This is a genomic window from Flavisolibacter nicotianae (assembly GCF_003628535.1).
GTDB classification, from domain to species: Bacteria; Bacteroidota; Bacteroidia; order Chitinophagales; family Chitinophagaceae; genus Flavisolibacter; species Flavisolibacter nicotianae.
Genome location: NZ_RBCI01000003.1, coordinates 1 through 19,022, shown reverse-complemented (window position 1 = coordinate 19,022; position 19,022 = coordinate 1). Strand labels below are relative to the sequence as shown.

Here is a 19,022-nt window from a genome sequence, read left to right as displayed (position 1 = left end):
CCATGCAGAGAAGAAAATTAATTAAGAATTTATTGCTGACCGGTACGGCTGTTGCGGCCACACCGGCTGTGTCGTTTGCAAGCTGTGAGAACACTACAAAAACCAAAGGCTTGAAAGGAAATATCAACCACTCTGTTTGCGCTTGGACCTACAGTTTTCTTTCCATTGAGGAATTATGTCAGACCGTCAAGAAAATCGGCTTCTCGGCCATCGACCTGGTGGGCCCAAAAGACTGGCCAACCTTGCAGAAGTACAATGTGTATAGCTCGATGTGTTATACGAGCGGAGAAAACAGTTTAACCAAAGGCTGGAACGATCCGGGCCAGCATGCCCGCCTGATCAAAGACTTTACAGAGATCATCCCGCTGATGGTCAAGGCCGGATACAAAGACGTCATTACGTTCAGCGGCAACCGGAATGGAATGGATGATGCAACAGGCCTGAAAAATTGCGCGGCCGGCCTGAAACAGGTGCTGCCGCTGGCCGAAAAGGCCGGCATCACCATCCACATGGAACTGCTCAACAGCAAAGTGGATCACAAGGATTATATGTGTGATAAAACCGCGTGGGGCGTTGCCCTGTGCAAGGAACTGGGCTCGCCCAATTTCAAGTTGCTCTACGATATTTATCACATGCAAATCGATGAAGGCGATGTGATCCGGACAATTCAAAACAATCACCAGTTTATTGGGCATTACCACACCGGTGGTGTACCCGGCCGGCACCAGATCAACGAAACACAGGAACTGTACTACCCGGCCATCATGAAGGCCATTTTGGACACGGGCTTTAAAGGATACGTAGCGCAGGAGTTTATCCCGACAGGGAAGAACAACGAGGAAAAAGTGGCCTGGCTGAAGGATGGCGTCAGCCGGTGCGATGTGTAGGCAGCAACTGGCGGTTCACCTGATTTATAAAGAAACGAAACAAACAACTCACCAAATAAACGACAAACTGTTCTATGGCAGACAATACGTATGATGCAATCGTTGTTGGCTCCGGTATCAGCGGTGGCTGGGCAGCTAAAGAGCTGACAGAAAAAGGTCTCAAAGTTTTAATGCTCGAACGCGGCGAAGACATCCCGCACGGCAAAGGCTATGAAAAAGCAAACCGCGAACTCTGGGAGCTCCCGCACCGTGGCGGCAGAACGCAGGAAATGATCAAGAACTACCCTGTGCTGAAACGCGATTATCCCCTGAACGAACGCAACCTCCACTACTGGGTCAACGACCAGGAAAGCCCGTACACGGAAGTCAAGCGATTCGACTGGTACCGTGGCTATCACGTGGGTGGCCGTTCGCTGATGTGGGGCCGTCAAAGCTACCGTCACAGTGATTTTGATTTTGAGGCCAACGCCAAAGATGGCATCGCCATCGACTGGCCGATTCGCTATAAAGACATCGAACCCTGGTATACGTACGCGGAAGGTTTTGCCGGGATCAGTGGTAACCGCGATGGATTGCCGCAATTGCCCGATGGCAACTTCCTTCCACCCATGGAAATGAACTGCGTGGAAAAGGACGTCGCTGCACGCATTAAGCAGAATTTTGGTGGCAAACGGATCATGACCATTGGCCGCGTTGCCAATATCACACAGCCCAAGCCGGAGCAAAACCGCTCCTGCCAGTACAGGGATAAATGCTGGCTTGGATGCCCCTTCGGTGGTTATTTCAGCACGCAGTCGGCCACACTGCCGGCTGCCATGAAAACCGGCAACCTGACCCTTCGGCCGTTTTCTATTGTGAAAGAAATCATTTACGACAAGGACACGAAAAAGGCAAAAGGCGTTCGCATCCTGGATGCGCAAAACAACCAGACCTACGACTACTTCTCCAAGATCGTCTTCCTCAACGCCTCGGCGCTGAATTCGGCCTGGGTGCTGATGAATTCGGCCACCGATGTATGGCCCGATGGCCTCGGTAGTAGCAGCGGCGAACTCGGGCACAACGTGATGGACCACCACTTCCGCGTTGGTGCCGGCGGCCGTGTCGAAGGCTACGATGACAAATATGTTTACGGCAAGCGACCCAACGGTATTTACGTCGTTCGCTATCGCAATCTTTTTGGCGAAAAGCGTGATTACCTGCGTGGCTTTGGCTACCAGGGAAGCGCCAGCCGCCAGGGATGGGGCCGCGACATTGCCGAAATGTCGATCGGTGGCGATTACAAGGACGCCCTGTGCGAACCGGGCCAGTGGAACATGGGTATGACCGCCTTCGGTGAGATGCTGCCCTACCACGAGAACCGAGTGTACCTCGACAAGAGCAAAAAAGACAAGTGGGGGCTGCCTGTACTGGCCATGGATGTGGAGATCAAAGACAATGAACGCAAAATGCGTGTGGACATGGCAAACGACGCCGCCGAAATGCTGAATGCCGCAGGCGTCAAGGATGTAAAGACCTACGATAATGACTATGCACCGGGCATGGGAATTCACGAAATGGGGACGGCACGCATGGGCCGCGATCCAAAGACGTCGGTACTGAATGGCAACAACCAGATGTGGGATGCCTTGAACGTGTATGTGACCGACGGTGCCTGCATGACCTCAGCCTCCTGCGTAAACCCTTCACTCACCTATATGGCGCTGACAGCAAGAGCAGCCGATCACGCTGTGAAGGAATTAAAGAAAATGAATTTGTAAACCCGTAAGGCGTGGAATGCCAAACTGCGAATCGAAGGATTTTCGGTTGATCGTTTTGGATGGGCATTGCACGTCTTCTTTTCACCAACCTAACCAGTATGTCAATGGAAAAAAAATCACAACCATCAAATTCCCGCAGGGAATTCATTAAGAATACGGCGCTCGGCGCTGCAGGCTTTTTTATTGTGCCGCGATTTGTCCTGGGCGGCAAGGGATACGTTGCCCCCAGCGACCGCCTGCTCATTGCCGGTATCGGCGTAGGCGGCAAAGGCGAAAGCGATATTGCCAACTTTTTCAAGAGCGGAAAAGCCGACATTGCCTTCCTCTGCGATGTGGATGACCGCAGGGCTGCCAATTCCGTTAAATCCTTTCCCAAAGCAAAATATTACAAAGACTGGCGGGAGATGCTGGACAAAGAATCCAAGAACTTCGACGCCGTTTCCGTTTCCACTCCCGACCACAACCACGCCGCACCGGCGCTGGCAGCCATGCAACTGGGCAAGCACGTTTACGTGCAAAAACCCCTGACGCATGATATTTATGAAGCAAGGGTGCTGACGGAAGCCGCCAAACGATACAACGTCGTGACCCAAATGGGTAACCAGGGCTCCTCCGGCGACGGAACCCGGGTGATGAAGGAGTGGTTTGATGCTGGCTTGATTGGCGATGTGCATACCATCTATGCATGGACCGACCGGCCGGTATGGCCGCAAGGCATCCAGTGGCCCTCACAAAAAGCCGAAGTGCCCAAGGGTCTCGACTGGAACCTGTGGCTGGGCACAGCCCCTTACAAAGACTATGTAGAGAAGATCGTTCCTTTCAACTGGCGTGGCTGGTGGGATTACGGCACCGGTGCCCTGGGCGACATGGGTGCCCATATGCTGGAAGTGGCTTTCCGTGTGCTTGATCTGCGGTATGCCAGTGATGTGCAGGCCAGCGTTGGCTCAGTTTACGTGGACGAGTTCAAACGCGGTTATTTCCCCGAAAGTTGCCCGCCTTCGAGCCATGTGACACTTACCTTCCCAAAAACAGCTAAAACAAAAGGTCCCGTGACGGTACACTGGATGGATGGCGGCATACAACCCGAACGTCCGGAAGAGCTGGGCCCCAACGAAGTGTTCGGCGATGGTGGCAACGGCACGCTGTTTATCGGCACCAAGGGCAAGATGATGTGCGGTACCTACGGTGTCAATCCGCGCCTGTTACCAACGAGCCGCACCAAGCTGACCAAGGTCATGCGCCCCTCCAACAACCCAAACCAGCCGGCCCGGGAAGTGGAAGAAGTGGTGTATCCTTATCCTGGCATCAAAAACCCGCTGCCCAGGGTTCCGGGCGGCGCCGAGGGTCACTACGCCCAATGGGTGGAAGCCGCGATTGCCGGTCATGGGAAAAAGGAAGTCAGCTCGCCGTTTGAAGTGGCCGGACCGCTGACCGAATTGTTGCTGATGGCCAACCTGGCGATCCGTGCTGCCGACATCCGCAAGCCGAGAGAAAATGGCAACGGGTTCAGCTTCCCGGGCCGCGGCATCAAACTGGTTTGGGACAATGCCAACATGAAAGTGACCAATTTCGACGACGTAAACCAGTATGTGCGACGCACGTACAGGCAAGGTTACAACCTGAACTGGACCTGAGGAACAGAAGATCCAATGAACAGGGAATGCCGAATGTCGAAACAGGAACTTATTCCTGGCATTTTTTACAAAGCATCAAACAATCGAACAACAAACAAAAAATTTTAAACGAAACATATGGATCGCCGAGAAGCCGTAAAATATATCAGCATCCTGATGGGCGGTGCTGTCATTGGCGCAGATGCCTTTTTATCCGGTTGTAAAACCAAAACGGAAAGCATTGCGGAGCTGACACCGGAGGATATTGCCTACCTGAACGAAGTAGGTGAAACCATTTTGCCCCGCACCAGCACTCCTGGTGCCAAGGATGCCAATGTGGGTGAGTTTATGAAAGTGATGGTAAGAGATTGCTACGAAGAAGCCGACCAGAAAGCCTTCATGGAAGGCCTGGGCAAACTGAACGACGCCAGCAAGAAGAAGTTCGACAAGGACTTTATGAACATCACGCCGCAACAGCGCCATGATTTGCTGGTGGAAGTAGACAAAGAAGCCAAAGACTACCAGAAAAAAGTTTCAGACTTCAACGGCAAAGAGTCTGCAAAAGAAAAAGAAGAAAATACCAAGGGCAATAAAGGCTATGTGAAGCAACACATGGCCCCGCATTACTTCACGATGATGAAGCAATTAACCCTCCTGGGTTTCTTTACGTCCAAACCAGGGATGACTCAGGCCGTTCGCTACCTGCCGGTGCCGGGCCGCTACGAAGGTTGTGTGCCCTATAAGAAAGGCGATAAAGTCATTGTATAAACTCAAAAGATCGTACACATGAATTACCAGCGAAGAGATTTTCTCCGGCTGTCTGCGGCGATTGGTGCAGGTCTCGCCCTGGGTCCTCTAACAGGAGGCCTCACGGGCTGCAGCCCGGTGTCCAAAGCCCAGTCCAGCATCAACAACGAATTTGGCTTGCAGCTTTATACCCTTCGTGACGATTTACCCAAAGATCCCAAAGGCGTACTGACGCAAGTGGCCTCTATGGGCTATAAGCAACTGGAAGGTTACGAGGGACCGCAGGGCATGTTCTGGGGCATGAGTCATACCGACTTCAAAAAGTTCATGGACGACCTGGGTATGAAATTCATTACCAGCCACTGCAACATCAACCAGGACTTTGAGCGTAAAGCCGCACAGGCCGCCGCGATCGGGATGAAATACCTGATTTGTCCTTACCTCGGTCCGCAAAAAAGTCTGGATGATTACAAGCGGGCTGCCGACACGTTTAATCAACGGGGGGAAGTGTGTCGCAAAAACGGAATCCGCTTTGCCTATCACAACCACGATTACAGTTTCAAGCCCACGGATGGGCAGCTTCCACAAGATGTAATGATGCAGGCCACGAACAAAGACCTCGTGGATTTTGAAATGGATATTTACTGGGTGGTGAATGCCGGCGAAAACCCCGAAGCCTGGTTCCAAAAATACCCTAACCGCTTCCGCCTTTGCCATGTGAAAGACCGGCAAAAAGGCGTAGGTGCTACTACCCAAAATGTCTCTGTCGTATTGGGTACCGGCTCTATCAACTTCCCGCAAATCTTAAAGACGGCCGCGCAAAACGGCATGAAATACTACATCGTAGAGCAGGAAGCCTACGAAGGCACTACGCCGCTGGTCGCAGCCAGGGAAGACGCGGCCTACATGAAAAATTTCCGCTTCGCTTAATGGTGGGCAGCAGAATCGTTTACACTGGACGAGTCCTTGGGTAAGGGCTTGTTCAGTGTAACACTGTTTGCAGTATCGGGCACATTGCCATTTACATTTTCAACGGCCGGGGTTCCGGGTCCCGTTGTCGTCGAATTTGTCTCCGTTTCTGATTTCGTGGTTTTGTCGTTGCCGCAGGCGGCCAATAAACACACTGCCAACAGGGAAGAAAATACCTTTTTCATCTGTCAAATTTTTGCCTTTCGGTTGTAGATGTACAATTATCCTACCAAGTGTGGTTTGCCGTTAACTGTTCGGCATTCGATCAGCGAAGCCTTTTCCCAATATCTTATCATCTAATCGGTTTGCAAGGTTCCATCGGCAATCGGGGAAACGCAGGTCTGACAAGGCATTGCTCCGTTGGCAGCCACAGGTAAGCAAACAGATAACGGTATAATATCCAATATCCCACTATCCTAATATCCTTTTCAAAACAATTCCTGCTGTAACAAAACCGGTTTCTTGAGCCTTAATCCGCAGGCGGCATTGAGCCGATCAACGAGGTAGCCTGCGACCTCAGGCGAATGTTTTTCTTCCGGCATGTGAATGATGAAGTAGAGCTCGGACAAGCCGTTTTCGATCCAGAAAGCAATCCGCTCCACCCAGCCATTGATTCTTGCGTAATCGGTCGGATGCAGGTTGTTGGCCACAAAGCGAACGAGGGAGCAGGATCCGGCCAGGTGCATATGACAGCAATCGCGGCGGCCCGCGGTGTCGGTAATCACCATTCCTTTTTGCACCTTGCGCAGAAATTGCACCAGCCGCTCCGTTTCGCCGCCGGTAAACCAGCCGGGGTGGCGCAGTTCTAGAAACAGGAAAAATGATGGCGTCACGTGTTGCAGGTAATGTCCCAGTTCCTTTTTTCGCTGCGGGCCAAAGCCATCGCTCAACTGCAGGAAGGAGGGCCCGAGGTGCCGGCCAAATGCCGATACCATTTTTTCAAAGGCCTGTGTCAATGGGCCCTTGTACTCCAGGTGCCCTTCATGACTGATGCCCTGGAATAGTTTCGGACAAAATTTAAAATCGCTTTCACCCGCTTTGGCAGCCCATTTGGCAATCGCCGCTTCGTCATACAAATTGTAAAAGGTTGAATTCAGTTCGATGCAATTGAACTGCCTGACATACTCGTCCAAAAAGTGCGAATCCTTTGTTCCTTTCGGGTACAGCTTCCCTACCCACTCCTTGACACTCCACCGCGGACAGCCAACGTACACGCGGGGATTTTCCACCCGTTTTCCGGGAAGCACCTCTTTGTTGATCAGTGGTTCCGGGGGGAGCGTAAAGTCAATTGTGTCGAGTAAATTGTATGCGACTTTCCCAAAATCCATACGCTTGTTTGTTTTGAACGTTTTAGCAATCGGCCCTGCTGTTCCTGCGCCTTCCCATCCATTTGTGATTGCCCAAAAAGGATAACGCCGGCAATGAAGCGACGAACGTATTGAACACGTCCACACCACTAGGTTATTCGTACAAATTGCTGCTCAAAGGAACAGCGCAAAGCAACAAGGGATGACCTGCAAATGGAGCGACAACCGTCCCACTAAAACGCTGTTTTTGCCTTGAACAACGCGTAAAACTTCAGGTACACACCGTTGGTCCAGCCAAAGCCATCCTGGGTGGGATATTCACCGCCACCGCTTTCGAGGCCCGTATTTTCCACGTTGTATTTTTCCAGCATTCGTCCTGTAGCCTTGAACACTTTTTCATTTACGGTCATCCAGCGCTCGGCGATTGTTTTTGCCAAATCGTTCTGCCCGTAATTCATCAATCCTTTTACCGTCAGAAACTGCAAGGGCGCCCAGCCGTTAGGAGCATCCCATTGCTGGCCGGTGCGATAAAGAGATGTAACTACGCCTCCATCACGCAAGAACTTTTCTTCCACGACTTTCTTTACATTGGCCGCCTGCTCCCTGCTTGCTGCATTTGCAAACAGGGGAAGTACACCCGCCAGGCTCCATTTATCTGTTGTGTTTTTTTCGGTGAAATCATAATCGAAGAAAAAGCGGAGCTCTTCGTTCCAGCAATATTTTTGCAAAGCGGCCTTGCGTTTCGTTGCTTTTTGTGCATACAGTTCTGCTTTTGCAGACCGGCCAACCGCTTTTTCGGCCTGCATCAACACCGTTTCATAAGCATACAACAGGGAGTTCAAATCGACCGGGATGATGTTCGTTGTTTCAATCGTAGTCAGGTGCAGCGTATCCTGGAACCAGCGGCTGCTGAAATCCCATCCGCTTTCCGCCCCGGCCCGCAGGTTGGTGAAGGCCTTCCCGTCCTTGTTCCTGTAGTCCTTTGCCGTGGTAACATCCTGGAGATAGGATTCCTGCCGCGGTGCATTGTTATCATCGTAGTAGCGGTTCAGTACATTTCCATCGGGAAGCTTTACGACACGCCGGTGTGCAGTGCCAGGCTTAAGGGTGGTGGCTCCCTCCATCCAGAACGCATACTCTTTTTCCAGCGCCGGCAAATATTTTTTATACACGGCATCGCCTTTCTTCTCGTGCAGCAGGGAAACCATCTGCGCAAAATACGGCGGCTGCGAGCGGCTTAAATAGTAGTTGCGGTTACCGTTGGGAATGTGCCCGTATTTTTCAATGAGAAATGCAAAATTGTCCAGCATGTCCTCGATCAGGTCGTAGCGGTTGCTAACGGCAAGACCCTGCATGGTAAAATAACTGTCCCAGTAATAGATCTCACGGAAACGGCCACCCGGCACCACGTACGAACCAGGCAAGGGCAGCAGCGAACTGTTTTTGCGGATGCTGTCTTTCGGACGGGTCAGCGTATTCCAGAGTTCTGCCAGGTGCTGCTGCAGCGAAAGGCCTTCCGTAAAATGCACCGGGGGCGTGCCGGGCAAATAAAAATTGGCAACCACAAAAGCCCGCAGGCTGGCGCTGTCTCTTTTTTTCAGCGCCGCATATTTTTTCAATATCACGTTCGGCTTGTATTGCGGCACCATGTCCACAAAGGTTTTGTTGTCGCCAAAAGCCCTTGTGAGCTGTACGTCTTTGAAAAGGCCATCCCAGAGTTTGTCGGGTGTAAGGGTTGTCTGTGCATGGATGATCGTAACAAGAAAAAGAAAAAGGGGTGAAAGCTTTTTCATGAAAGCGTATGTTTAGTGAACAGTCGTTGCTTAAAGATAGAAAGGAAAAAGCATTCCCTTCTCCGATGCGTTTCCCACTTCAAGAGCATACACCTTAAATAATCTTCCGTTGGAACGAACCGGTTTAGATACCGTTAGCCGATGCGTCGCCGAAAGGAAAGTTTTGGAGCAATCTTCGGCTGCGGGAGACGCCTCGGCGAAGCAATTGTGAGATGTGAGAAGTGAAACATGATACAGGTTGGCCAGCGACAACGTCTCTATAGTTTCACGTTTGACGTCTGGCGTTTCACCACGACCTGGCAATGGGTGGCAATAAATTGAAACAAGGATGATCCCTTTAAAAAAAGAAAGCCCCAGGACGAAACCGGAGCCTTGATATGATGCTATGCTAGAAAGTTTATGGGCTGAAATTGATTTTGTAAACGGCTATTCGGCACCATCGGCCTGCGCACGGTTGATCGCAAACTGGCCCACGTTTTTCCCTACTACCAATCCCTGCTCGCAGTCGCTGCGGTAGTGAATGCCACCGTACATCCGCGACACCGACGCTTCGTTGGCCATGGCCTGGTATTGTGATGCCCTCTCAGGAACAACGTGGCCGAGAAAGGCAGCCGCAGCGCCGCTAAACGTGGAATGACCCGAGATGTACGAAGGGAAATTGGGCAAACCGGTAAGGGTTTTGATCGCCGGGTTCAGCTGCGAAGGCCGCGGATTGAAATAATAGAACTTCGTTTCCCAGCACACGATGGCCGCGTCCATCAGGGCCATGTTCAGCAAGGCCATGTTGCGGGCCCACCGTACTTCGCTCCAGTTCTTCGTAATGAAATCATCAGCAGCAATGGCATTCCAGTGCCCCGGAGGCGTGGCGGTACCCACGCCATCGGCCCAGAAATGCACGATCCGGATCTGTTCCCTTGTCGGATTTTTTACCAACTGGTAAATTTCTTCTGTCTCGTTTTTCATCTTCGTGCTGGAAGCAGATGGTGGTGCTGCGGGACGGAGGGCAATACAGGCAAGCGAGTCCACCAGAAAACCCTTCACTTTCCCAAACACCGGAAGCATGGGTGGCCGCTTGGGCGATTCCTGGCTGATCCAGGGCGTTTCGCCACGAGCAATGCAATCGGTCTCCAGTTGTGTCCAGAGAACCTGAGAGCCGCCAGCCGTCCCGGCCCTGTCGCCTCTTGCCCTGGTGACAAATTTTTGTGCAACGGCCCGGCCCAGCGCTTCGCCGGCTTCCAGGTCGCTGCGCACATTGGCGCCGGCAATCAGCCTTGCCCTGCGGTGTTCTTCGGCCTTTTGCTGGATAAAATCCTGGTCGCCGGGAAAGAGCAGCTTCAGCATCTCCACCGAGGCACCTTCTACCACTGCGTCTTCCGACGGATAAGAAGGAAGCTCCGATTTTGGTACCAGCACAGCGAGGGCCGCATCCACCTTGTAAGGCGCAGGCCTGTTGTACAGTTTTTTATAGTACCAGGCCGAGACCAGCGCATCGTACTGCGCGGCGGCGACATAGGCATAGGCTCTTGCCGCGTAAGGCGGGTTGGCAAACGGGAAGGTTGGATAGGCCAGTGGGTTATTGGCATTCGGCGCCGGGTAGGTGCCGTCTGCATTTTGCGCCGGCGGCACGTTGTGTTTGGCCACCAGTTCCCGCATGATTTCGTTCCAGCGGAGCACTGCACCCGCACTCCAGTATTTCACCAGGTCCTTTTCATCGGTGGTCAGGTCGGCCTGCCAGGTTTTGATCTCGTTGATCTGTGCAATGTAATCAGGCGTTGTCGCGGCGATGGGCGCAGGAACAGCAACATCGGTTGGTGAAGAAAGCAGCACCGGTTTCCACACACCGGCATTCAGGTCGATGTTTGCCGGGTTCAGCGCCGCTGCATCGGCTGTATGTTCGGTGATAGCTTTTGAGCAAGACAAGACCAGCAATCCGGCACCGGCAACCAGTATTGAGAGGGAAAAAATCTTTTTCATATTCTGTTTTGGCTTTGCTTATTTTTTGAAATAAAAGGCATAAAAAACACCGGCATTAAACGCAGTGGCCTGCCCCACGTTGCGGCCGGCAATGGTGGTACTGCCACCGCCGATCAGCGACAAATGCGTATTGCTTTTCAGCGTGTATTTCAGTTGCACGCCTACAGATGTTGCATTCATGCGGTTGCTGGGAAAAGGCATGTTGTTGCGGGTGATGTCAAATCCGCCCAGCGTTGTCCAGTTGTTGAGCAGGGCTTCGGCCAGGAGGTATTTCCCGCGGTAGCCGGCCCGCAGCTGGTACTGCGCCGCATCGGGCATTTTCACTTCATTGGTCTGGTGCAGTTCCGTATCGTAATACGTGTCGCGGTCAAGCGTTACGTTGCTGCGCCGTACGTAAGCAGCGGAAGCCGTCACGTTGATGCGTTTGTGCAGGAAATCCACCATCCCGCGGCCGATCAGGTTTTTTGTTCCCAATCCGATCGACAGGGGCAGGAAATCCACCACGTAATTGCTCAGTGGCGCCGAGTAACCACCCAGCACAAAAAGCGACAGTTTGTTTGCGCCAAAGCTTTTGGCCACCGGCCGCCATTTGACAAAGACCGATAGATCCTGCAGACCCTTCATGCCCTTCAGGGTTCCGGCTGAAGCTTCCGTCCACACATAGGAGGCGCTGGCCATTACATTGAGGTTGCTGGTAATGCCGTAGTTGGGCATGAACATCACGCCTTGTGTGGTTACTGTTCCGAGGTTCTCGTTGGTGCGTTTCAGGGTTCCTTCCCAGTATCGGTCCCAGGAGGAATGCATATAGTCAAAGCCACTGCAGAACTGGTGTTTGTTCATCATGATGGCATCCATCTCCGTTTGTGCATGGGTTGCCGTGGCGGAGAAAAGAGTCATGGCAAAAACAAACCGGAATGGTTTGAATATCGATTTAACTGACATAAGCAAGTCGTTTAAAGAAGAAGAAAGAGGTGGCAAAATCACTTTCAGCAGAGAAGTAAGCGTGCAGCACAACGTTCAAAACAGAGAAACCTGTTTTGAACGTTGTGCGACGCCTGCACGCAATGCTTACTTGTAAAAAAATTAGTTTTAGCGCAGCGGGAACGAAACACCCACGTTGATGGTGTAATCGGCAAAGGCTGCATCACCCTGGGCATACACGCCTGTCTTTTCAGTACGAATCTTATCCGGCACGCTTTGGATACGGTCGCGTACAATGGCAACAGGCACGGAGAGATACAACAACGCTGCCTTTGCATGGTAAGCCACCACGGGCTCGGCGGAAAGCACATAGCCGGGTCTGCGGAAACCATTGCTGCCACCAAAGACATCTTTGGCCGGTACGCCTTCGATGCGCATGCCACCCGAAAGACTAAAGCGCTCGGCTGCATAGGAAGCACCGATGCGGGCCATAAACTGGTCGGGCACACTCATTACATCACTGCCGTAGGCAATGGCGCTTGCGGCAGGCACGCCGCCCCGGGCCGTAGACACACCGTTCTGTTCCCGCGGGTTGAACAGGTAAAAGCCGTTGGCATAAAGACTAGTATGCTTCGACAGGTTCAGGTAGGTATTGGCCTCGAGTGTAAAGCCGGTTCCGCCATCGCCTAATTGGATGGATTGGTCAACGGGTCCCAGCACTTTGGAGCTGTCGTTCCGCCAGAAGAAATCCTGGTAGCGGTAATCGCCTGTGGGCAGCTTGATGCCAGCACCGATTTGGATGTTTGCCTTTGTCAGTTTCGCCGGATCCACCAGCCAGTAGTATGCGGCAACGCGAACATCACCCAAGCCAAACGAACGGGTGTCGCGGCGGGCATTGGGGCTCTTGCTGGTGTTGCCATAGTGTTCGTACATCGACGAACGGGTATTGCTGATGAACGGGGCAAACAAGGCAAGTGACCACCGAGTGCCCAGTTGCCGTGTCAGGCCCAACTCGGTAGAGAAGGAATGGTTGATGACCTCTGTTCCGGCTTCCACTCTTTCCTTTTGTTCCTCCGTTCCAACGAAATGCTTGTAGGATTTAAAATAACGGCTGTTGATGGCAAAATTCCAGGGTGAAGCCTGCACAGGTTTGTGGTCGGCATCGTAATGATAACCCATCATGGTGCAGGCGGCACCATTGTTACGAATGGCCACGCAGCCCTGTGAAGAAGCCGTGTGGTGAAGCAGTGTAAAAATTATGGCGATAGAGAGAATTCGTTTCATAAAATAAGTTTAACGAGTGTAAGTCAGTTGATTTTCGTTCTTTTTAAAATGGAGCTTCTGCACCACGTATTCGCCCAGCGTCTTTCCGACAATATTGCCCTGTTCCAGATCACTGCGGTAGTGGATGCCACCATAGAGGCGTGACCAGGACGCTTCCTGTGCCGCATCGCGGAACGACTTGAAGGAGCGGTCGGGAATACCGAACTCTCGTTCCGAAGAGTCGGTGTACGCGAAGTTGTCGCCAAAATGATGCGTCATCACTTCGGCCGATGCAGCCGAGATCACGGAGTGGCCACTCACGTACGAAGGGAAAGGCGGGGTTTGAATATAGGGTTGCCAGCTCGGGTCCAGCAGCTTGTTGATGACCGTTTCGGGTCGTACGGTGTTGTGCTGGTATTTGGCTTTCCAGCAGGCAATAAAACCATCAAACAAGGCAATGGCGGTTTCGGTGTAGGCAGCAACGGTCTTATTGAAATCGGCTCCTGATTTTTGTGCAGCAATGCCCACAATGTTCATCCAGTGACCGGGAGGCGAGAACTTCTTTGTGGCGTACATCACGTGGCCTGTTACATGCAGGTTGAACGGGTTGTCGTCGAAGAAATCGGCAATCTGCTTTTGCTCCGCTGTCAGCGTTTCACCGGTGCGCTTTACTTCCATCACCTCTTTGCAGAACTGCGAGGTGCTGTCCTTCATGTTGTATTTGGGCGGCAACGGCGGCAGGAACTGCGAAGACGAATCCATCAGCAGCGGACGAATGTCGCACCAGTGCGGTTCCATACCCTGGGCATACATTGGCGGCGTGGGAATCCATCTTCCATCTTCCTGTTTAACGGTGAACTTTTCGGCGCTGCGGGTTTGTGCATAATTGTCGCCTTTGCTCCATTTCAAAATGGCGGCAGCAATCGTATCGCTGAAGGCAACCGTGTTCTTCAGCATTTCTCCCGGCATACCTGCGCTGTCGGCGCCTTCTTTCAACTGGTTGTAGTAATCCATCAACACGCCTTCGGGAAAGGTCACCGCATTGCCCACCTTTACAAACGACAACAGGGCCGCCAGGTGGTAATCGATTTTCTTTCCGGCCTCGGGCCTGGGCATTTGGGGCAGGTGCTTAATCTGCCCGCTCAGGCTTTGATACGAACTGTCGCCGGCGGCGATGCATTCGTAAGCGGCTATGTTGGCATAGGCATAGTTGCGGGAAGCCACAACCGGTGAAAAGTTATTATACAGCACAACATCATTCAGTCGCTTCACGGTTTTGGAAAACAGAAGCGGGTTGTTGGTGTATTTCGCAAAATCTTTTTGTTTACAGGAGAACAGTCCTGCTGCCAAAGGCAGCATGAGCAACAGTTTTTTCATACGTGGGTAAATTCAAAACAATACAGTGTAAAAAAATGAATCAGGAGGCGAACTGTATTGCCTGGGGAGGCTGTTCCAGGCGGCCGTGATGGCCGGGCAATGAGAGCAGTACGTTGTAAACGAAGTGCTCACGGATTGCAGCCGGTTGCTGTGCAGAATATGTTTGGATTGGCTGGCAGAAGTCGGGAAGCGAAAGCTTGAGGCTCGACGGTGCCTTTTTTTGCGGCAGCGAAGCCTGGCCGTCGGCCGACGATTTCGTCAGTTCGTTCTTGACATTCTGCAGCTTTGTTTTCGTTGCGTTAGGAAGACAAAGCAGCTCCAGCGTATCGTTGTACACCCGCTGCTTGACATACTCGTACACCACCCCCTCGATGGTGATGGAACCATAGCTTCTTTCAAAATCCTGCGAACTGGTGTAATAAGGAAGGTTGAGTTTTGTCTTGATGGAAACGAGCTCGTTGTCGTTGTATTGCTGCCGGTCCAGCTTTTTTTCCAAAACTGTATCGCCGTCCTTTTGCATGTAGGCGATCACCATCCGGTATCCAATGAAATTGAACACAAGAATGAGCAGAAATAATATGGCAGGCAGTCGTTTCAAGCAGTCCTCAAAAGCAAGGTCAAGATAGGAAAATTATTGATTGGTGAAAGTTTTCTTTTCGGGTCCTACACCGGTAATCGTCAAACTGCGCCAGCCGTTCGGTAAAACCGTCTTGATCTGCCGCAGGCCGCCAGGAGTGATCTCGATTCCACCAAAGCCCATAATCACCGATTGCAGGATGCCGCCGGCTCCCGTGGCGAAATACGGGTTGGTTCCGCCCTTCGTTTCGGCAATGACACGGAAGGGCGGGTTGAGGTTCGGCACATAGGAATCACGGAACCAGTGTGCCGCTTTTTCCCTGTTGCCCAACCGCGCATACAAAAGGGTAAAGGCCGCCTGGGTCATGGCCGGTGTGCCTTCGTTGGGTACCCGGGATTCGTAGTACTCCAGGTCTTTCTGGATCTGTTTCGGATCGGTAATTTCTTTCAGTGGATAAGCCAGGAGATTGACGTCAGCCTGTTTGATTCCTTCGCCCTTGTAGGCAGCGTGTTCTTGGGTTACACCATTCTCCATCTTGAGGATGGGAATGTTCCGGGCTACGTTCATCCAGTCCGGATTGGGTACGATGCCCAGCAGCCCGGCGGCCTGCGTGGCATATTGCAGGTTGGCTTTAGCCGCTGCATTGGTAAACGCGTTATTGTCCACGTTCTCCGCCCACTCGTCGGCAGCGACGACATTTTTAATTTCATACTGTCCCGGGCCATTCCGCTCCACCCGTGACGCCCAGAAATCCGCGGTGGCGGAAAGAATGGGCCAGGCTTTTTCCCGCAACCACTGCTTGTCCTGGGTAACGGCATAATAATTCCAGGCTGCAATGGCCACATCGGCCGTAATATGGTGCTCAAACGGTCCGCTCAGCGCCCAGACAGGGGTTTCTTCCACGCCGCTATCGGCACTCTCCCACGGGAACATTGCTCCTTTAAACCCGTTGGCAAAGGCGTTTCGCCTGGCCGCTTCCAGGCGCTGGAAACGGTACTCGATCATGCTTTTTGCCAGTTCGGGACGCATCACCAAAAGCGCCGGGTACATCCACAATTCCGCATCCCAGAATACGTGACCGTTGTACCCCAACCCGCTCAACCCCATCGGCGAAGGCGAAAAGGCCGAGCCTTCCCGTACAAAGGAATAAAGGTGATAGAGCATGCTGTGCACATCCTGCTGCGCCTGTGCGTCGCCTTCGATCCGGATATCACTTTTCCAGAGTTCGTCCCAGGCTTTTTGATGGAACTGCAACAAACGGTCGCGGCCTTCCAGTTTGGCATAAATGGTCAGTCGCTCGGCCTCGTTGAGCGGGTCATCGTGGTGGGCCGATGTAATGGACGAACCGGCAATCGAAAAACGGTAGCTCTGCCCCGCCTTAATACTGCGGGTGAATTTCATCAGGTGCATGTTGTTGTCCCACATTTCGTGGATGACGCGGGGCTCCTGGCCATGCGGCTCGCTAAAAAGAAAGGTATTGGACGCACACATGAGCAACTTACCCGTAGGCGATTTGGCCGACGATGTCAAAAGGCTGATGACGACGTGCGGCCGGTCGATCTCGTTGTAATAATTCTGCACGTCCCGCAGGGCATCGGGTGCTTCCATCACGCTGCTACCGGTGATGGAAATGTCTTTTTTTGCCGTGACGGTAACATCCATCAAAACAGTAAACGGAAGATGCCGAAGGGAGTAATAAGTGTAGCTGACAGAAGCCTTGTCACCATAATCGAAGGTGGTGGTAAACGAAGCACCTTTCATGTCAAGACTCTGCTTCAGATTAGAGGCAGCGGAACTGTTCAACTCACGGCCATCTACCGACAGGCGCATGTTCAGCAGGTTAAAGCTGCGCAGGAAATTGCTGACCCGCCCCCTGCCGTACAGGTCGTACGCACCTGCCAGCACAACGTCTTTCACCTTGAACACTTCAGGCGACGACACGATCCCGATCATACCGTTGGCAACGGTGACCCCGTAATAATTGGACGGATTGATGGTAGCGGCTTCCACCTTCCATGGGTCTTGTGAAAAAAGAACGGTCGCAGGCAGGAGCGCAAAAAAAAGCAGCAGACGATTCATAGCAGCAATGGGTTTAAAAACGGGAACAGTTGTTTGTTACCGGTTGTTCAGAGCAGCTAATATAAACGAGTTTACCTTAATTGCTGCCGATAGTTGGCGTTGTACTTTCTTCCAGGAATCTTTTGTGTAGGCAAATAAAAAAAGGTGGCCGCGAGGGCCACCTTGTTAGCTTTTCACCAGAATGAAAGCTAATTGGTTTTTACAATCTTTGTTTGTGTTCGATTGCCGCCCTGGCTCAGTTCCACGATGTAAACACCCACCTTGTAATCCGCACCCAGGTTCAGGGTCTGACCGGAGGAAAGGTTGTTCAACAACTGAACTGTTCTTCCCATAACATCCACTACACGCACCTGCATTTTTTCGCTTGCAGATCCATGCAACTGAAGGGTGAAGCTGCTTCGTGACGGGTTTGGCAATGCATTCAACTTCAGGCGTTGATCGGACGGCTGGTCGATCGTTTGTACCTGCAAATTGTTGCTCACACCTGGTCCGCCAAACGTGTGGATTTGTATGTTACCCGCATTCAGTTTCGGAACCTGATAGGACGACGTATTCAGCGGTCCGCCGAGGGAACTTTCGTAGATCTTACTACCATTGTTCACTACTTTGATATAGATCTGGTCAACATTAATCCCTGGTTCACCGTTATCATACACTGTAACATAAGCGGTACCGGTTCCAAATCCCTGTCCAGTCGTAAGATCCTGGATGTTTGCAGCAGTAAACACCATGTCAGCCCTGTAAGAAGTTGCTGAAATTTGCCCGACAACCAATGAATAAGGCTGGCTGCTTTTCACCTGGAACAGGTGAATTTTTCCGTCTGCCTGCAATGACCTGACAATCGTGTTCCAGTTGCCCTGCAATTGCTTTTGCGACTTATTGTATTTGATGTTGAAACCGAAATTGTTCCGGTTGCCGTTTGCACCCACAATCTGTGTTCCGTTTGATGTTGTGGGGATGATGTACCCGCCGCCTGTAACGAAACCTGTCGCCAGTGTGGAAACGGTCACCAATGGAACATCGACACAATTGCCGAAGACAAAATTCTTCGTGCCATTTGAAATTGTGAGATTAAACTGGATCGTGCTGGAATATTGATTGGAACTCAAAACAACTGTCACCGGCGCCGATACAACATTGGTCGATGCGTTGTACGAAATCTGGCCAATGCTAACACCCGACGAAGGACTTGGTATTACCGTGAAATTGCTGCTCTGTAGTCCCGACAGACTGTTGCAATTGGCTCCGGACAGGCCGGAAATAGTAAATGACAGGTTAAACGTTGCTGTTCCACCGGTGGTGGTTGATGACGTGTTCACCAAATATGGACCGGTGTACGTCGCACAGATGGTATTGGGCGTTACAACGATGCTACCGGTCGCCGTTGGGTTTACACAAGGAGAACCTGTCGTGTTGACTGTATAGTTGAATGTACCGGCTTCAGTTGGTGTACCGGAAATTGTCACCACACCGCTATTGTAAGTACCCGTTACGCCATTGGGAAGGCCACTCACGGTTGCGCCGGTCGATGTTCCACCCACGGCATAGGTGATGTTGGCAATTGCGGTATTCACACATTTTGTTTGTGCATTGGTGCCTGAAGCCGAAGTAAAGCTGATGGTGCCATCACCCACTACCGTCAGGGCCTGTTGCGCTGTCTTGGGCGCATTGCAGCCGCTGGATACCGTATAGATAATGTTGGTCGTTCCCGCTTTCAACGCCGTCACCAATCCCGTTGTGGGATCCACACTGGCCACC

The 19,022-nt window shown here is 52.0% G+C and carries 15 protein-coding genes; 5 read left to right on the top strand and 10 right to left on the bottom strand.

The annotated features are described in order from the left end of the window. Nucleotides 1–2: 2 nt before the first annotated feature. The 5 genes from D6024_RS08455 to D6024_RS08435 all read left to right on the top strand — a co-directional run bounded on the left by D6024_RS08455 (nt 3) and on the right by D6024_RS08435 (nt 5,934). Nucleotides 3–887, top strand: a complete 885-nt coding sequence (locus tag D6024_RS08455; protein ID WP_121354188.1) for a hydroxypyruvate isomerase family protein — start codon at nt 3–5, stop codon at nt 885–887. Between the two features lie 74 nt (nt 888–961). Then, nucleotides 962–2,644, top strand: a complete 1,683-nt coding sequence (locus tag D6024_RS08450) for a GMC oxidoreductase (protein ID WP_121354187.1) — start codon at nt 962–964, stop codon at nt 2,642–2,644. 104 nt (nt 2,645–2,748) lie between these two features. Beyond that, entirely contained in the window at nt 2,749–4,278 is a 1,530-nt protein-coding gene (locus D6024_RS08445) for a Gfo/Idh/MocA family protein (RefSeq protein WP_240409989.1), read from the top strand. Nucleotides 4,279–4,395: 117 nt separating this feature from the next. Next, nucleotides 4,396–5,025, top strand: a complete 630-nt coding sequence (locus D6024_RS08440) for a gluconate 2-dehydrogenase subunit 3 family protein (protein ID WP_121354186.1) — start codon at nt 4,396–4,398, stop codon at nt 5,023–5,025. Nucleotides 5,026–5,043: 18 nt separating this feature from the next. Continuing rightward, nucleotides 5,044–5,934, top strand: a complete 891-nt coding sequence (locus tag D6024_RS08435; RefSeq protein WP_121354185.1) for a TIM barrel protein — start codon at nt 5,044–5,046, stop codon at nt 5,932–5,934. Here the strand turns inward: D6024_RS08435 and D6024_RS08430 are convergent. The 10 genes from D6024_RS08430 to D6024_RS08380 form a co-directional block, all read right to left on the bottom strand. After that, complete coding sequence (locus D6024_RS08430) at nt 5,931–6,158, bottom strand: hypothetical protein (RefSeq protein WP_121354184.1); 228 nt, start codon at nt 6,156–6,158, stop codon at nt 5,931–5,933. The genes D6024_RS08435 and D6024_RS08430 overlap by 4 nt on opposite strands. Before the next feature lie 243 nt (nt 6,159–6,401). Next, nucleotides 6,402–7,301: a DUF72 domain-containing protein gene (locus D6024_RS08425; protein ID WP_121354183.1), complete on the bottom strand. Its 900-nt coding sequence runs from the start codon at nt 7,299–7,301 to the stop codon at nt 6,402–6,404. A gap of 212 nt (nt 7,302–7,513) precedes the next feature. Next, nucleotides 7,514–9,073 (bottom strand): alpha,alpha-trehalase TreA, encoded by a 1,560-nt coding sequence (treA, locus tag D6024_RS08420; RefSeq protein WP_121354182.1) that lies wholly within the window; start codon nt 9,071–9,073, stop codon nt 7,514–7,516. A gap of 426 nt (nt 9,074–9,499) precedes the next feature. Next, nucleotides 9,500–11,047, bottom strand: coding sequence for a phosphatase PAP2 family protein (locus D6024_RS08415; RefSeq protein WP_121354181.1), 1,548 nt, complete (start codon nt 11,045–11,047; stop codon nt 9,500–9,502). A gap of 18 nt (nt 11,048–11,065) precedes the next feature. Next, nucleotides 11,066–11,989 (bottom strand): transporter, encoded by a 924-nt coding sequence (locus tag D6024_RS08410; protein WP_205573252.1) that lies wholly within the window; start codon nt 11,987–11,989, stop codon nt 11,066–11,068. Nucleotides 11,990–12,136: 147 nt separating this feature from the next. After that, the gene (locus tag D6024_RS08400; protein WP_121354178.1) at nt 12,137–13,252 is read right to left on the bottom strand and encodes a hypothetical protein; all 1,116 of its coding nucleotides are present in this window, start codon (nt 13,250–13,252) and stop codon (nt 12,137–12,139) included. Between the two features lie 9 nt (nt 13,253–13,261). Next, nucleotides 13,262–14,608: a vanadium-dependent haloperoxidase gene (locus D6024_RS08395; RefSeq protein WP_121354177.1), complete on the bottom strand. Its 1,347-nt coding sequence runs from the start codon at nt 14,606–14,608 to the stop codon at nt 13,262–13,264. A 40-nt stretch (nt 14,609–14,648) separates the two neighbouring features. Then, nucleotides 14,649–15,167, bottom strand: coding sequence for a hypothetical protein (locus D6024_RS08390; protein ID WP_162944634.1), 519 nt, complete (start codon nt 15,165–15,167; stop codon nt 14,649–14,651). Between the two features lie 72 nt (nt 15,168–15,239). Beyond that, nucleotides 15,240–17,264 carry a glycoside hydrolase family 65 protein gene (locus D6024_RS08385; protein WP_121354175.1) on the bottom strand — a complete coding sequence of 675 codons (2,025 nt, stop codon included), beginning with the start codon at nt 17,262–17,264 and terminating at the stop codon, nt 15,240–15,242. 188 nt (nt 17,265–17,452) lie between these two features. Further along, on the bottom strand, nt 17,453–19,022 hold a 1,570-nt coding region (locus D6024_RS08380), incomplete at its 5' end, for a T9SS type A sorting domain-containing protein (RefSeq protein WP_162944633.1).

Coding starts and splice junctions, on each gene's coding strand:
- D6024_RS08455 (WP_121354188.1), top strand. CDS start 3: ATGCAGAGAAGAAAATTAATTAAGAATTTATTGCTGACCGGTACGGCT.
- D6024_RS08450 (WP_121354187.1), top strand. CDS start 962: ATGGCAGACAATACGTATGATGCAATCGTTGTTGGCTCCGGTATCAGC.
- D6024_RS08445 (WP_240409989.1), top strand. CDS start 2,749: ATGGAAAAAAAATCACAACCATCAAATTCCCGCAGGGAATTCATTAAG.
- D6024_RS08440 (WP_121354186.1), top strand. CDS start 4,396: ATGGATCGCCGAGAAGCCGTAAAATATATCAGCATCCTGATGGGCGGT.
- D6024_RS08435 (WP_121354185.1), top strand. CDS start 5,044: ATGAATTACCAGCGAAGAGATTTTCTCCGGCTGTCTGCGGCGATTGGT.
- D6024_RS08430 (WP_121354184.1), bottom strand. CDS start 6,158: ATGAAAAAGGTATTTTCTTCCCTGTTGGCAGTGTGTTTATTGGCCGCC.
- D6024_RS08425 (WP_121354183.1), bottom strand. CDS start 7,301: ATGGATTTTGGGAAAGTCGCATACAATTTACTCGACACAATTGACTTT.
- treA (WP_121354182.1), bottom strand. CDS start 9,073: ATGAAAAAGCTTTCACCCCTTTTTCTTTTTCTTGTTACGATCATCCAT.
- D6024_RS08415 (WP_121354181.1), bottom strand. CDS start 11,047: ATGAAAAAGATTTTTTCCCTCTCAATACTGGTTGCCGGTGCCGGATTG.
- D6024_RS08410 (WP_205573252.1), bottom strand. CDS start 11,989: ATGTCAGTTAAATCGATATTCAAACCATTCCGGTTTGTTTTTGCCATG.
- D6024_RS08400 (WP_121354178.1), bottom strand. CDS start 13,252: ATGAAACGAATTCTCTCTATCGCCATAATTTTTACACTGCTTCACCAC.
- D6024_RS08395 (WP_121354177.1), bottom strand. CDS start 14,608: ATGAAAAAACTGTTGCTCATGCTGCCTTTGGCAGCAGGACTGTTCTCC.
- D6024_RS08385 (WP_121354175.1), bottom strand. CDS start 17,264: ATGAATCGTCTGCTGCTTTTTTTTGCGCTCCTGCCTGCGACCGTTCTT.